Origin of the sequence: Nostoc sp. NOS(2021), assembly GCF_017115025.1 — a bacterium.
Classification (GTDB): Bacteria; Cyanobacteriota; Cyanobacteriia; order Cyanobacteriales; family Nostocaceae; genus Nostoc.
This window is the reverse complement of the sequence record NZ_JABXKM010000255.1, coordinates 1-13,982: the sequence shown is the minus strand read 5'-3', so window position 1 is coordinate 13,982 and position 13,982 is coordinate 1. Positions and strand designations below refer to the sequence as shown.

10 protein-coding genes and 1 pseudogene are annotated in these 13,982 nt (G+C 38.9%); 6 read left to right on the top strand and 5 right to left on the bottom strand.

Going from position 1 to position 13,982, the window contains the following annotated elements; translation table 11 throughout:
• From HWQ41_RS26360 to HWQ41_RS26340, 5 genes are all read right to left on the bottom strand, one after another.
• A partial coding sequence (locus HWQ41_RS26360; protein WP_292769729.1) for an integrin alpha occupies positions 1–948 on the bottom strand: 948 nt, incomplete at its 3' end.
• Positions 949–1,188: 240 nt separating this feature from the next.
• Entirely contained in the window at positions 1,189–1,329 is a 141-nt protein-coding gene (locus HWQ41_RS26355; protein ID WP_292769726.1) for a hypothetical protein, read from the bottom strand.
• An 86-nt stretch (positions 1,330–1,415) separates the two neighbouring features.
• A complete protein-coding gene (cobO, locus tag HWQ41_RS26350; protein WP_292769724.1) occupies positions 1,416–2,093 on the bottom strand; it encodes a cob(I)yrinic acid a,c-diamide adenosyltransferase in 678 nt (225 codons plus the stop codon).
• 333 nt (positions 2,094–2,426) lie between these two features.
• The gene (locus HWQ41_RS26345) at positions 2,427–3,149 is read right to left on the bottom strand and encodes a hypothetical protein (RefSeq protein ID WP_292769721.1); all 723 of its coding nucleotides are present in this window, start codon (positions 3,147–3,149) and stop codon (positions 2,427–2,429) included.
• A gap of 160 nt (positions 3,150–3,309) precedes the next feature.
• A complete protein-coding gene (locus tag HWQ41_RS26340) occupies positions 3,310–4,578 on the bottom strand; it encodes a plasmid pRiA4b ORF-3 family protein (RefSeq protein ID WP_292769718.1) in 1,269 nt (422 codons plus the stop codon).
• A gap of 195 nt (positions 4,579–4,773) precedes the next feature.
• Here HWQ41_RS26340 and HWQ41_RS26335 point away from each other — a divergent pair, with 195 nt between their 5' ends.
• The 6 genes and pseudogenes from HWQ41_RS26335 to HWQ41_RS26305 all read left to right on the top strand — a co-directional run bounded on the left by HWQ41_RS26335 (position 4,774) and on the right by HWQ41_RS26305 (position 13,967).
• On the top strand, positions 4,774–5,310 hold the full coding sequence (locus HWQ41_RS26335; protein WP_292769716.1) for a nucleotidyltransferase family protein: 537 nt from the start codon (positions 4,774–4,776) through the stop codon (positions 5,308–5,310).
• Positions 5,311–5,495: 185 nt separating this feature from the next.
• Complete coding sequence (locus HWQ41_RS26330) at positions 5,496–10,943, top strand: AAA family ATPase (protein ID WP_292769713.1); 5,448 nt, start codon at positions 5,496–5,498, stop codon at positions 10,941–10,943.
• Positions 10,944–11,513: 570 nt separating this feature from the next.
• Complete coding sequence (locus HWQ41_RS26325) at positions 11,514–12,098, top strand: nuclear transport factor 2 family protein (RefSeq protein WP_292769710.1); 585 nt, start codon at positions 11,514–11,516, stop codon at positions 12,096–12,098.
• 330 nt (positions 12,099–12,428) lie between these two features.
• Positions 12,429–13,054, top strand: a pseudogene (locus HWQ41_RS26320) (HAMP domain-containing sensor histidine kinase).
• Positions 13,051–13,731: a response regulator transcription factor gene (locus tag HWQ41_RS26310; RefSeq protein WP_292769704.1), complete on the top strand. Its 681-nt coding sequence runs from the start codon at positions 13,051–13,053 to the stop codon at positions 13,729–13,731. Before HWQ41_RS26320 ends, HWQ41_RS26310 begins: the two are co-directional and overlap by 4 nt.
• A gap of 50 nt (positions 13,732–13,781) precedes the next feature.
• Complete coding sequence (locus tag HWQ41_RS26305) at positions 13,782–13,967, top strand: CopG family transcriptional regulator (RefSeq protein ID WP_292769702.1); 186 nt, start codon at positions 13,782–13,784, stop codon at positions 13,965–13,967.
• Positions 13,968–13,982: the final 15 nt, after the last annotated feature.

Sequence of the window (13,982 nt, the reverse complement as noted above, 5' to 3'; positions counted from 1 at the left end):
GGTGTTGATGGCAAAGCCGTTAGTGCCGTTGAGGGTGGAGAGGTTGAATTGGGCATCAAAACCGGACTTGCTGCCAAACACCACGTAGCCCTGCTGTGAAGGCTCGCCGTTGGGGCCCACAATATCTGACCTGATAATCAGGTCAGCGATGCCGTCGCCGTTGATGTCTCCCGCACTGCTCACAGAGACACCTGAGTCCTCATAACTTTTGATGGTGTTGATGGCAAAGCCGTTAGTGCCGTTGAGGGTGGAGAGGTTGAATTGGGCACCAAAACCGGACTTACTGCCAAACACCACGTAGCCCTGCTCTGAAAGCTCGCCGAAGGAGCCCTCAATATGTGCCCCGATAATCAGGTCAGCGATGCCGTCGCCGTTGATGTCTCCTGCACTGCTGACAGAGTTTCTTGAGAAGTCGCCTGCTTTGATGCTGTTGATGGCAAAACCGTTAGTGCCGTTGAGGGTGGAGAGGTTGAATTGGGAACCAAAACCGGACTTACTGCCAAACACCACGTAGCCCTGCTCTGAAAGCTCGCTGGGGGAGCCCTCAATATCTGTCCCGATAATCAGGTCGTCAATGCCGTCACCGTTGATGTCTCCCGCACTACTGACAGAGAAGCCTGAACGGTCATTTGCTTTGATGCCGTTGATGACAAAGCCATTAGTACCGTTGAGCGTAGATAGGTTGACTTGGACACCAAAACCGGACTTGCTGCCAAACACCACGTAGCTCTGCCCTGAGTCGTCACCGTTGGGTGAGGCATTATCTGCCCCGATAATCAGGTCAGCGATGCCGTCACCGTTGATGTCTCCCGCACTGCTTACAGAGTTGCCTGATCTGTCTCCCACACTGCTTACAGAACTACCTGAAAGCTCATATGCATTGATACCGTTGATGGCAAAGCCGTTAGTGCCGTTGAGGTTAGATAAATTGAAAACTGAATTTGCCATGAGTTCGTCTTTTTATTTCTACAACTAAAAATTTAAATAATTTCAGAATGACTATTAACTGTGAACGGTCTACACGATTAAATATACAACTTTTTAGGACTTACGCAAAAGTACACGCTGTAGCGGGAATTCATGAATTTCCCCTAAGAAGAAAATCACTCTTTTTGGCTATTGTTTGCGTAAGTTCTGCTTTTATGTCGAACAGGTTAGTTTAGATACTGCTCTGCTCATAAATTGCCATCACTCTACTGCGGTGAGGTTATCCATTGTCACCATCCGCCGAATTTCATCAGACTCAAACCCAATCATCATCGGACGACGAACTCCCGCTTGCACTGCAACGTCATCCGGGGAATGTAGAGCATGTAGAGGCGATCGCAAAATGCTGTTTTAAATAGCAATTTTTGACAGCACAAAATCACCTCCATTACCCCTGAAATAGAAATCATTTTAGAATTCTGAATTCTTTAATACTCAATTCCTGGTTGCGCCTTCACGCCTTGATCGCGGAAAGGGTGCTTAACTAGGGTCATTTCGGTTACGAGGTCAGCACGCTCAATTAAAGCAGCTGGTGCGCCTCTACCTGTGAGAATAACGTGTTTGTTAGCTGGTTTTTGCGCCAAACCTGCTAAAACGTCTTCTACTGGTAAGTAAGCCATTTTGAGGGCGATATTGATTTCGTCTAACAATACCAGATGAAAATCTGGGTTGCGGATGTATTCTAATGATTTTTCCCACGCGGCGCTAGCTTTGTCGAGGTCGCGATCGCGGTCTTGAGTTTCCCAGGTAAAGCCTTCGCCCATTGCGTGAAATTCTATCTGGTCTTCCCAATAGCTGAAAACCCTTTTTTCGGAAGGTTCCCAGCTACCTTTGATGAATTGGATGATCGCTACTTTATACCCGTGACCTAGCGATCGTAACACCATCCCTAAAGCCGCAGTGGTTTTACCCTTACCGTTACCAGTATTTACAATAATTAACCCTTTTTCTGGTACAGCTTCTGCGATGCGCTTATCTTGGACTTCTTTGCGTCGCTGCATCTTTTTGCGGTACTGTTCATCAGTCAGAGATGAAGACATTACCTCATCAATCAAGCGCCCAATTTCTTGGTCTGGGTTCAATTCGTGCGGTGTATCGTTTTTCATCAAGCTTGTCTAGAAATAACTGTTAAAAGTGTTGAAAATGAACCAAAATCGTCTTACTTATCCAATTTCACTTAAATTACTTGATTGGAAATGTCCAGTAAGTTTTCATGTGAAATATTAATAGTGTGTTAGCTTTATTAATGATTTGCAGACAAGTAGAAATATATATGATACACAAGTTGAACTTATAATTTGGGTTCCCTATTACTGTTTTAAATAATTTAATATGTTCATTAAAGTAGTTTACCAGTAAAAATTTATTATTATCTCCTTTGGTATAGTTTGGCGTAAATATTTCGCTATATCTACGCCAACTTACGGAAGATTGCGATTCTACTCAACCCGACTACGGGAAAGAATTTCTAATATCATTGTCTCAATCTCAGGTAGTACTTCTTGAAGATAGTCATGCTTTGTACCTGTATATTGCATGAGTTTGAAATCGGCTTTAATTTTGTGTAGAAAATCTGTAACTCTTTCAGGCTGTATGGCATCTATGACATACCAATATACGCTTTTTAGTAACGGGTATAGCTCGACTCGGTGTTGAAATTGATCAAGCGACAAATTATAGAAATCGTTCTCCCTTGTGTTTACAAAAATGCACGCTGTGACTCTGCTGAAAACAGTTTTCACATTGATATCCACATTAGGCTCAGCTGCTCCAACGAAATGAGTAACTAAGCAATAATCTTGCAAATCTCTTTGATGGGATACCACGTTTTCAGCTATACCTGATGTTCCTTGTGCGATGTACGCTCTCACCTGTTCTCCAGAACATCCGCGTAGCTGCTTTCCAAGGCTATCAATGTATAAACCATCTTTATCCCTGAAAGCCATGCGACTCCCAAACCCTGGAGAGGCATAATCACGCTCTATCCTTCCCATATGTAACTTACCACAGTAATGAGATTGGTCATTTAATAATATTTTGAAGTGAAACTTATTATTTTCTCTATCAAAAAATATCGAAGTCCCTTCTAAGAAGGATAAATTAAAATCTGAAAATAAACTTTCTGCAAATTCATGATGAGAAAATCCAGCCATATATGTCATGAAATTACTTTCATTTTCCGATAATTCTCGCCTACATAAAAGCACCTCCCTAAGTAACTCGATAGTCGGTCTTCTACACTGATTGACTAGTTCTGCCAATTTCTGATGCACTGTCCTATACCTTATCTAAATATCTCAACAAGTATGTAATAAATTCCCTTTATTCTTCATCTTCATCCAATTCATCATCCTCACTCCAATACTGTTGAGGCGCATTTCCGTGAACTTCTAAAATTTTGGCTTTTTTGATTTTGTTATCAGGTGGATTAATTGCTTCTAACTGCACATCAAATTTCCAGTTGTCACCAAAATCATAAAGATAGGTCATTTTAGCACCGGGTTCCAGAGACAAATCACCAATCTGCACTTGGTCTGCAAATGGGGGTGTTTCCATATAGGGATGACCGATTTTGATTATGCGACCAAAATGGTCTTTATAACTAAACTCGTACAGGTGATCGTAATCAAAATCGAAAGCATCGAGAATTGTCTCTGCTAGCCAGGCTAATGGTTTTTTCGCTGGTATGGCAATGCGTCGCCAAGCCTGAGAAATGGACACTTTAAAAATATAAATACCATCAGTGAAGCCTTGTTTGGGAATAAGTAAATTATGCTCCCATTCTGGAAAAAATGGTTGAAAATGTGACTGCAATTTTCCAAAAGTCACATTTACCTCATCCTGTAATTCTCCTCGTATACCCAATGGAAAGAGTAATTGCAACAGAGCATCACCAAAGGGCAAGCGTTGTAAACTAGTAATGCGCCACCCCTTGCCTTCTTGTGGTTTTCCATGTTTGATAGATAACAATCCAAATAACTCTAATAGAGCAACGTTATGCAGTCCGGGGTAATAACTAATATCGTGTTGGTTTTCATATTTAGGAAATTCTAAACCTTTATCTGGAACGCGAGGCCAAAGTTGAATGCATCTAAATAAATTACCGAATGAGTCTTGATGTTCACCCAAAATTTCATTATTTCCCCAAATTAACCAAGCTTCTAATAAGTTGAAATAGCGTTCTGTTGGGTTGAGATTTGACCATGATTCTAAGGTGGCTGCGTCTAATACTAAAATTTGCTTCTTACCTTGGGATCTAATTTGGGCTAACCCAGAACTGCGTAATAACAGATATAGTCCATTAATGTAGGGGTATGATTTCTGTACGGGGCGTTTGAGTTTAGTTTCAATTGGGTGACTTAAGCGAGAATTAATTTCTGATAGTATTTTTAGCGGTAGAAGGTTATTAACACTACTAACTTCCACTCCATTTGGTTGTAAGAAATCTATCAGAATTTGAAAGTCATGCCCAATCGTACCGGGTTGATTTTCATCAATACTGAGTTCTTGTAGGAGTTGTTGTTGTGACTCTGTTAGGGAAGGCAGTTCAGGATTGAGTGTGCGTTCTAGCCGCGCAAATAAATCTTCCATAAATAAAAATTATAAATTCTAAATTCACAATTTAACCTTCCGTAAAACCCTGTTCTCTTTATGCTATGACTTCAGCAGTTACCCTAAAAAACATCGACCCGCCAAGTATCACCGCAGGACTATCAACACCGTAAGCTTAGTGAAATGTGAATGATAATATTTTCACCTTCTACTTGACAATCCCAGGAATTTGATATGAATAGTAACACTCGTCTACAGATGATTTTAGCTGATACACGTATTGATATAGTATTAAGAGCGATCGCACAACTAAATCTACCTAACTGGTGGTTAGCCGGGGGTGCAGTCCGAAACACCGTTTGGCATTCAATTTTTGGCGATAATTGTGGGTTAGGTATTAAAGATTTTGATATTGCGTTCTTTGATATAGAGGGGAATCGTTCCCAAGAACTAGCAGCAAAAGTGACTCTCACAGAACTATTTCCTCATGACCAGTTTGATGTCAAAAATCAAGCTAGTTTTGCTCGTTGGCGTCTTGGTAGCAGACCTTATACTAGTACAGAGGATGCGATCGCAGATTGGCTGCACACTGCTACTGCTGTGGGAGTTCGACTAGATACCCAAGGCCAATGGCAATTTTTCACACCCTACGGGTTGGATGACCTATTTGGTGGCATTATTCGACCTACGCCAGCACATACTCATAACCTAGATGCCGATAACAAAGCATCTGGGTTTTTAGAAAAGTGTCCTTCTCTGCGGTTGGCGTAAAAGTTACAGTTGGGTTGTAGCCACTGGTTTGCCTTACAAGGGAATAATCGCTTTTTAATTTACAACCCTTGGGTACGGAATCCCAATGTTAATAATTTTCTACGACTGGGAATAATTAAAATAGAACCCCTTTCACGACAGAACGGGGGGTAATGGTAATTTTGTAACTTTATAGTGAAAAATCAATGCCAAATCGTACTGGATACCAAATAAACTCGACTCTGCACGAAGGAATTCAAACAATTATTTATCAAACACAAACACCAAAGACGCAACAACGAGTTATCCTGAAGCTGCTTAAAAACGAATATCCTACCCTCGAAGCCTTTACTCGTATTAAAAATGAGTATCAAATTCAGCAAGCTTTAGACCATCCCAATATAGTTAAAGCTATCAGTCTAGAAACCTTTGAAAATCGTGTAGGACTGTTGTTAGAAGACTTTGGTGGTCAATCTTTAGCTCAAGTGCTAGAAACAGAAAAACTTGACTTAATTAACCATCTAAACATTGCTATTCAACTGACTAAAGCTTTAGATTATTTACATAAGAACCAGATCATTCATAAAGATATCAAACCCAATAACATCATCATTAACTCTCAGACAGGTATTGTTAAACTCACTGACTTTGGTATAGCCTCCCGCCTGAATAAGGAAAATCCCCAATTTAATAACCCTAACTGCGTTGAAGGCACACTTGCCTATATGTCTCCTGAACAAACTGGGAGAATGAATCGCATTCTTGATTATCGCACTGACTTTTATTCTCTTGGTGTAACTTTATATGAAATGCTCACTGCTCAAACACCATTTTTTAGTCAAGATCCCCTAGAAATAGTTTATAGTCATATTGCTGTTCAACCGATAAATCCGCAGTCATTAAATTCACAAATTCCTACCGCTGTCTCTGAAGTTGTGATGAAACTAATGGCAAAAAACGCGGAAGACAGATATCAAAGTGCTACAGGATTGTTAGCAGATTTAGAATTATGTCTCAAGCAGTTAGAAGCCAAGGGGATAATTACTAATTTTGTTCCAGGTCGTTTAGATATCTTGAGCCAGTTATTAATCCCTCAAAAATTATATGGTCGTGAAGAACAAGTTAATGAATTGTTAGCTGCATTTGAGCGCATTACATCTGGAACTAGTGAAATGATGCTAGTTTCGGGTTATTCTGGTATTGGCAAATCAGTTCTAGTCAACGAAGTTAATAAACCCATTACTCGCAGACAAGGGTACTTTATTTCTGGTAAATTTGACCAGTTAAAACGGAATATACCTTATGCTTCTTTAATTCAAGCTTTTGCTTATCTAATGCAGTATTTGCTGACAGAGAATAATGAAAAAATAGAAGCATGGTGTAATAAAATATTATCGGCTTTAGGAACAAATGGAAAAGTTATTACTGACGTAATTCCAGAAGTAGAATTAATCATCGGTATACAGCCGGAAGTTGCCCAAATTGGGGCAACAGAATCACAAAACCGCTTCAATCATGTTTTTAAAGAATTTATCCAAGTTTTTACTCAAAAAGAACACCCTTTAGTCATCTTTTTAGATGATTTGCAATGGGCAGATTCAGCCACCTTAAATTTAATCCAACTGCTCATAACTGATACCGACAGCAAATATTTATTATTTATTGGGGCATATAGAGATAATGAAGTTAGTCCGGCACATCCTTTAATCCAAAAAATAGAAGAAATTAAGAATAGTGGCACGGTTGTTAATAATCTTGTTTTGCAACCTTTAAATTTAGATAATGTGACTAATCTAGTTGCTGAAACTCTACAACAAACAGAGTTTAGTCATGATGCAGAAAGCAGGATTTTTAATAATAAAATTATTCAACTAGCTGAATTACTTTGGAATAAAACGGGTGGAAATCCATTTTTCATAACACAATTAATTCAGGCACTTCATCAAGAAAAGCTGTTAATATTTGACTTTGCTAATGCTAAGTGGCAATGGAGTATAGAGGATATACAAGCAATTGGAATTACTGATAAAAATGTAGTTGAGTTAGTTGCCAGCCGAGTTGAAAAACTACCAAAGTTTACCCAAGATGTTTTAAAATTAGCAGCTTGTGTGGGTGACAGATTTAGTCTGGATATTTTATCGATAGTCAATGAAAAATCACCTTCTTTGACAGCAAATGATTTACACTCGGCTTTGCAAGCGGGATTAATTCTGCCTTTAAGTGAGGCTTACCGAATTCCTTTAGTTTTTAATCAAGAAGAAGCGGTTAATTTAAACTTCGACACTTCACGGGTGGGTTACAAGTTCTTGCATGACAGAGTACAACAAGCAGCATATTCGTTGATTCCAGAAGAACTGAAGAAATCTACTCATCTGAAAATTGGGCAATTGCTTCTTAAAAATATACCTAAGCAGGAAATAGAAGCTAATATTTTTGATATCGTCAATCAGTTGAATGTAGGTATTGTTAACCTGATAGAGCAATCTGAAAAAACTGAATTGGCACGATTAAATTTAATTGCAGGGCGAAAAGCTAAAGCTTCTACAGCTTACGAAGCTGCTCTTAAATACTTCACAAATGGGATAGAACTTTTAAATATAGACGCTTGGCAAACTGAATATACCTTAACCATAGGTTTATATGAAGGAGCCGCAGAGGTAGCCTATCTGGGCGGTGATTTTGAGCAGATGCAACAATGGGCTGAGGTGGTGCAGCAACATGCCAAAACCCTTTTAGATAAAGTGAAAGTCTATGAAGTACAGATTATCGCTTCTATAATTCAAAGCAAACAACTGGAAGCGATCAAAATAGCAGTATCAATTCTACAATTGTTAGGAATAAGCTTTCCAGATGAACCGACATCAACTGATATTCAGCAGGGGATGGATGAAATCGCTGCTTCTTTAAAAGGGAAAGCGATGTCTAACGACAAGCCGCTAAACGTCTACGCAGATTTAATTAACTTACCATTAATGACTGATCTTAATAAGATTGCAGCTATGAGAATCTTAATGGGAGTTCTCCCTGCGGCTTTTCAAACTGCTCCTGCAATGATGCCAATTATTGTCTGTAAAATGGTCAATTTGTCCTTAATGTATGGGAATACGGCTGTATCTGCCTATGGTTATAGTCTTTATGGATTACTTCTTTGTGGAGTTCAAGGAGAAATTGATTCTGGCTATGAATTTGGGAAATTAGCTTCTAGTTTGGTGTCACAATTTAATGCTGAAGAACTTAAGGCTAAGATTCTGACGGTTGTTAGCGCCCATGTTATGCATTGGAAAGAGCATGTTAGGGAGACATTAACATCAGCAATGGCAGGGTATTCTAGTGGTCTGGAAACTGGAGATTTAGAATATGCTGGCTATTGTGGTTACATTTATCCCTATCATTCATTTTGGATGGGTAAGGAACTTTGGGTTCTCGAAAAAGAACTGATAGCTTATTGTGATTCGCTGAAAAAAATCAAGCAACAAGTAGCTTTAACTTGGAACTTAGTATATTTGCAAACAGTTTTGAACTTGAAAGGAAATTTTGAAAATGTGGACTGTTTAATTGGAGAAGCTTACGACGAGCAAAGTATGCTGCCAATTCATCAACAAGTAAATGACCTTTACACAATTAACCATTTATTTGTTAATAAACTAATGCTCTCTTACTTATTTGGGGAGTATTTTAAAGCTGTAGAAAATGCTGCGATCGCAGAAAAATCTTTAGGTGGTGTTACAGGGTTGTTTGTTGTTCCACTCTTCTACTTTTACGATTCTTTAGCCCACTTGGCAATCTATCATACTGCTAAACAGTCTGATCAGCAAGCTATTCTGGAAAAAGTCGAAGCTAATCAGCAAAAGATGGAACTCTGGGCTACTCATGCTCCCACGAATCACTTACACAGATTTTATCTCGTGGAGGCAGAACGGTATCAGGTTTTAGGTCAAAAGCTTGAGGCAATGGACTACTATGAGAACTCTATTGCCAAATCTAAAGAAAACGGTTTTCTCCAAGAAGAAGCTTTAGCCTATGAGTTAGCTGGAAAATTTTATCAATCTCTTGGTAAAGAGTTGATTCATCAAGCTTATATAACTAAAGCCTATTATGCTTATATTCGTTGGGGTGCGATCGCTAAAGTTAAACACTTAGAATCAAAGTATGTTTTTCTAGTAGGACAAACTACTACTATAGAAAACTTTACTTCAAAAATAGATACAATCCATCCTACCACTAGCACTACTACCAATAGCAGCTTAAGCGATTTTTTAGACTTTAATGCATTCATCAAGTTTTCGCAAGCGATTACCAATGAGATTGTTTTAGAAAATTTGTTGGGCAAGCTGATCAAAATTTTACTAGAAAACGCTGCCGCACAAAAAGCAGTCCTACTCCTACTTAAAGATAATCACCTGTATATCGAAGCTTCTGGGAATACTGCTGACGATGTGGTGACGGTTTTACGCTCTATTCCTGTTGAAAAGTATCAGGATTTACCGCTCTCTGTGATTAATTATGTTTTTCGCACTCAGCAATATCTTGTATTAAATGATGCCGTACTTGCAGAACCTTTTAACTTTGATATCTATATTCAGAAATCTCAAACAAAATCAATCTTTTGTTTGCCCATTATGTACCAATCACAGCTTACGGGTATTATTTATTTAGAAAATCAGTTATCATCAGGAGCTTTTGTTCCAGAAAGGGTAGAGGTATTAAAAGTCCTAGTTTCTCAAATGGCTATTGCCATAGAAAATGCCAGTTTGTACACAAGAGCGCAAGACAAATCTAGAGAATTAGAACAGTCAATAAAAGATTTACAAGAGGCGCAACTACAACTTATCCAAAGTGAAAAAATGTCTTCTCTGGGAAATTTAGTTGCAGGTGTAGCACACGAAATAAACAATCCTATTGGTTTTATTACAGGTAGCATTGCCCAAGCAAAAGATATCGTTAAAGATTTAATAGACTATCTGCAACTGTACCGAGAAAAATTCCCCAATCCTGGCGCTGAAATTGAAGAAAAAGCCGAAGAAATAGATATAGATTTTCTGCTAAAAGATTTACCCAAAATGATTGATGGTATGACAGTGGGGACACAGCGTATTCGTAATATTAGTACCTCTCTCCGTACTTTCTCCCGTGCTGATACTACCTCTAAAGTATTAGCTAATATCCATGAAGGCATTGATAGTACTTTGCTGATTTTACAGCATCGTCTGAAAGCTGATCATAATCGTCCCGCCATTAAAATCATTAAAAATTATGCAGATATTCCATCAGTAAAATGCTATTTGGGACAATTGAATCAGGTGTTTATGAATATTATTGCCAATGCAATTGATGCTTTAGAAGAAGTAAATATCGGTCGTAATTTTGTAGATATTCAAGAAAAATATCCTAATATTATTACTATTGAAACTAATGTACAGGTAGAAAATGTGGTGATTAAGATTCAAGATAATGCCAAAGGAATGACAGAAGAAGTTAAAGCCTGCATTTTTGAGAATTTATTTACTACCAAATGCGTAGGAAAAGGTACGGGATTAGGATTATCTATTAGTCGGCAAATTATAGTAGAAAATCATGGTGGAAGTTTGATTTGTGAATCAGTCTTGGGACAAGGAACACAATTTATAATTTCTATTCCCATTTTAGGAGAATAATTTCTCATAGTTAGCAAAGCAGTACCTTAACCTTAGCGGGGCGTTCGCGATAGCGTCTCGTAGAGAAGCGCAGTGCAATTTCGCGTCTCTACAGTGTCTATCAAGAGGGAAATTATCTGATGCTAAACGTATTGTTTTATAGCAATTATATTTGAGTTGTGTAAATCACTAAACAAAGATTATTGGGGCCTTAATAAAACTAGATAAGTAAGTGCTAATTTGAATACTTAATCAAATCAATATAAACATAGTTACAAATAACACTTATAAACTTAACAATCACCTGTTATAACTGATTATATACAACATCAATTCTTGTACTAACTAGCTTCATCATTTACTAAAAAATCAATTTTGTGACTGAAAGCGCACGTAAGCTCTAGCTTACCCTGCAATAAATTTAGCTTGTTTTAATTAGCTAAAACCTTCAGCCAAAACTTTAGTTTGCAGCAAGTTACAAGATGGGAAAATCGTAAAAATTAAGGTGGCTATCCTGTGGAAAAAAAAAGAGAGAATGGGCGAATAGTTTCAAAGGCTATCTCGTTTTTGTTAAATCGTATAACTTTGATTGTGCTTGCAGTTACTTTTGTGCTGTTTATTGGAGGTAGGTTTGAACTAGCAAGTGCAGCTCAACCTAACGCAGAATTAGAAATTCAAAAATTAACATCCTGTTACTCGCTGGGAACAGACGCTATTGGTAGAAACAATCTCTTACAGGGAAAGAATATTTATCGGGATTGTTTTACTCAAGATGCAGTCCTCACTGCCATTTTTCCTGATGGGGCAACTCAAACAAACTATGGGACAGATTCTTGGGCAGATTTTGTCTATTCAGTATTCCAAGGAAATGGTTATACAGCTACCCAACACTTGATGGGTACGATAAACATTTCAGTTCAAAATAATCAAGCAACAATGACTTCTTACCTCCATGCGACTCACAAACGTTCGGAAACTAGCATTGATGTCGCTAATGGCACTTATGAAGATGAAGTCGTCAATAGAAATGGGCGCTGGAAAATTCGTAAACGTACCCTGAAACTCATCGATTTCTTGAACCTCAGTTCCCCAACCACTGCTTCCTCAAGCACTAATGCCCGAAGCGCTAATTCCTCAACTCCCTTGGTAATACCAAATATACCTCGCTTAAAGTAGTATCGCTGAGACATGAATGCCACTAATACGGTTTGAATAAGTATTCTTCACCTCCCTTGTGGTCTGGGAAAAAGATAAGAGGAAAAAGGTAAGGGGTGAATATTTTAATTCACCCCTTTTTGTTTTCTCAATTAACCAAACCGTGCTGCGATACAAAACACAGTTTGGCATTCAATAATTTATTGAAAAAAATATCCTAATCTAAGCGTTGGGAAACCTGTAAAATCATCCTTTATTCTCAGGACTTATGCACTCAAGTTCCAAGAAGTCAAACAACAGCAACAACAGTTTACCAACGACTTAGCCCATGAGTTACGCACACCCTTGAGCATGGTTTATGCATATCTGCAAAGAAGTTGGCAACGTAGTCAGAACTTAACAGATAGCCAACAAGAAGCTTTAGAGATGGCTGTCTCGGAAGCAGAGCGCATGACTGAAATTTTGCAAAACTTATTGGATATAGCACGAGCAAGTCACAGTATGATGCCCTTCCAACCTGAATTATTGGTACTCAATGATTTGGTTGCAGACATAGTGCAGATGACAGAGAAATTTGAGCATCGGGCAATCTATTTGGAAGTCGCCCCGTTTCCTGTGAGAATAAAGGCAGACTGGAATCAACTCATGCAGGTATTAAGCCATTTAATTGCTAATGCAGTGAAATACTCGGATGCGGGTGAGCTAGTTACCTTGCAACTCACTCAGGCTAATGGTTGGGTAGTGATTCAAGTTAGCGACAAGGGTCATGGCATTCCTTATCGAAGCAGTCTCGCATTTTTGAACCCTTTTACCGAGTTTATCCGTCCCGCGCTCGTTCGACTGGCGGAGCAGGCTTGGGTTTATCGATTGTGAAACACCTCGCCGAAGGTATGGAAGGCAAAGTTACCGTCCTTTCAGAGCCAGGTTATGGTAGCACTTTTATTCTTACATTACCTGCTTTAGGAGCAAAAATATGACAGCACATATCCTTTTGGTGGAAGATGAAGTGAAACTGGCGCGATTTGTCGAATTAGAGCTTTGTAGCGAAGGATACCAAGTAAGTGTAGCCCATGATGGCATCGCGGGTCTAACCCTGGCGCGAAACTTATCGCCAGATTTAGCGATTTTGGATTGGATGCTACCAGGGCTGACAGGTTTGGAAATTTGTCGCCGTTTGCGAGCAACAGGTAGTACAGTACCAGTGATTTTGTTGACAGCAAAAGATGAAGTGAGCGATCGCGTGGCAGGATTAGATGCAGGAGCTGATGATTATGTAGTTAAGCCCTTCAGCATTGAGGAACTACTAGCTAGAATTCGCGCTCATCTCCGCCGCACGCAAGAAACAGACGAGGATTTGTTGCAATTTGAAGATTTAAGCTTAAATCACCGCACCCGTGAAGTTTTTCGGGGGAAACGAAGCATTGAGTTAACAGCAAAAGAGTTTGACTTATTAGAATATCTCCTCTCACATCCCCGTCAGGTGTTTACTAGAGACCAAATTCTAGAGAAAGTTTGGGGTTACGACTTCATGGGTGATTCTAATATTATTGAGGTTTATATTCGTTATCTGCGACTCAAGTTAGAAGAAAATAATGAAAAGCGTTTGATTCATACAGTCCGTGGTGTAGGTTATGCACTGCGGGAGCAATCGTAATCACTTGGTGATTTCGACAAAAAGCAACAGATTAAAGACAAAAGAGGATCATGAATAAAAAATGGGCTGTTAAACGACTGACAATAAATCTCACAACCGAGGAAATGAAGAAACTTGAATGCTACTGTGCTTTGACAGGAAGACCAGCAACAGATGTAGTTCGAGAATTGCTCCGAACTCTTGAGGTTGACAATACTGAAAACTTTAAGATGGAAACAGCAGACTCAACAATATAGCAGGGGACTGGGGAC

Excerpts from the sequence above, each read along its gene's own strand:
- cobO (WP_292769724.1), bottom strand. The coding sequence starts at position 2,093 with ATGAAAAACGATACACCGCACGAATTGAACCCAGACCAAGAAATTGGG.
- HWQ41_RS26345 (WP_292769721.1), bottom strand. The coding sequence starts at position 3,149 with ATGACATATATGGCTGGATTTTCTCATCATGAATTTGCAGAAAGTTTA.
- HWQ41_RS26340 (WP_292769718.1), bottom strand. The coding sequence starts at position 4,578 with ATGGAAGATTTATTTGCGCGGCTAGAACGCACACTCAATCCTGAACTG.
- HWQ41_RS26335 (WP_292769716.1), top strand. The coding sequence starts at position 4,774 with ATGAATAGTAACACTCGTCTACAGATGATTTTAGCTGATACACGTATT.
- HWQ41_RS26330 (WP_292769713.1), top strand. The coding sequence starts at position 5,496 with ATGCCAAATCGTACTGGATACCAAATAAACTCGACTCTGCACGAAGGA.
- HWQ41_RS26310 (WP_292769704.1), top strand. The coding sequence starts at position 13,051 with ATGACAGCACATATCCTTTTGGTGGAAGATGAAGTGAAACTGGCGCGA.
- HWQ41_RS26305 (WP_292769702.1), top strand. The coding sequence starts at position 13,782 with ATGAATAAAAAATGGGCTGTTAAACGACTGACAATAAATCTCACAACC.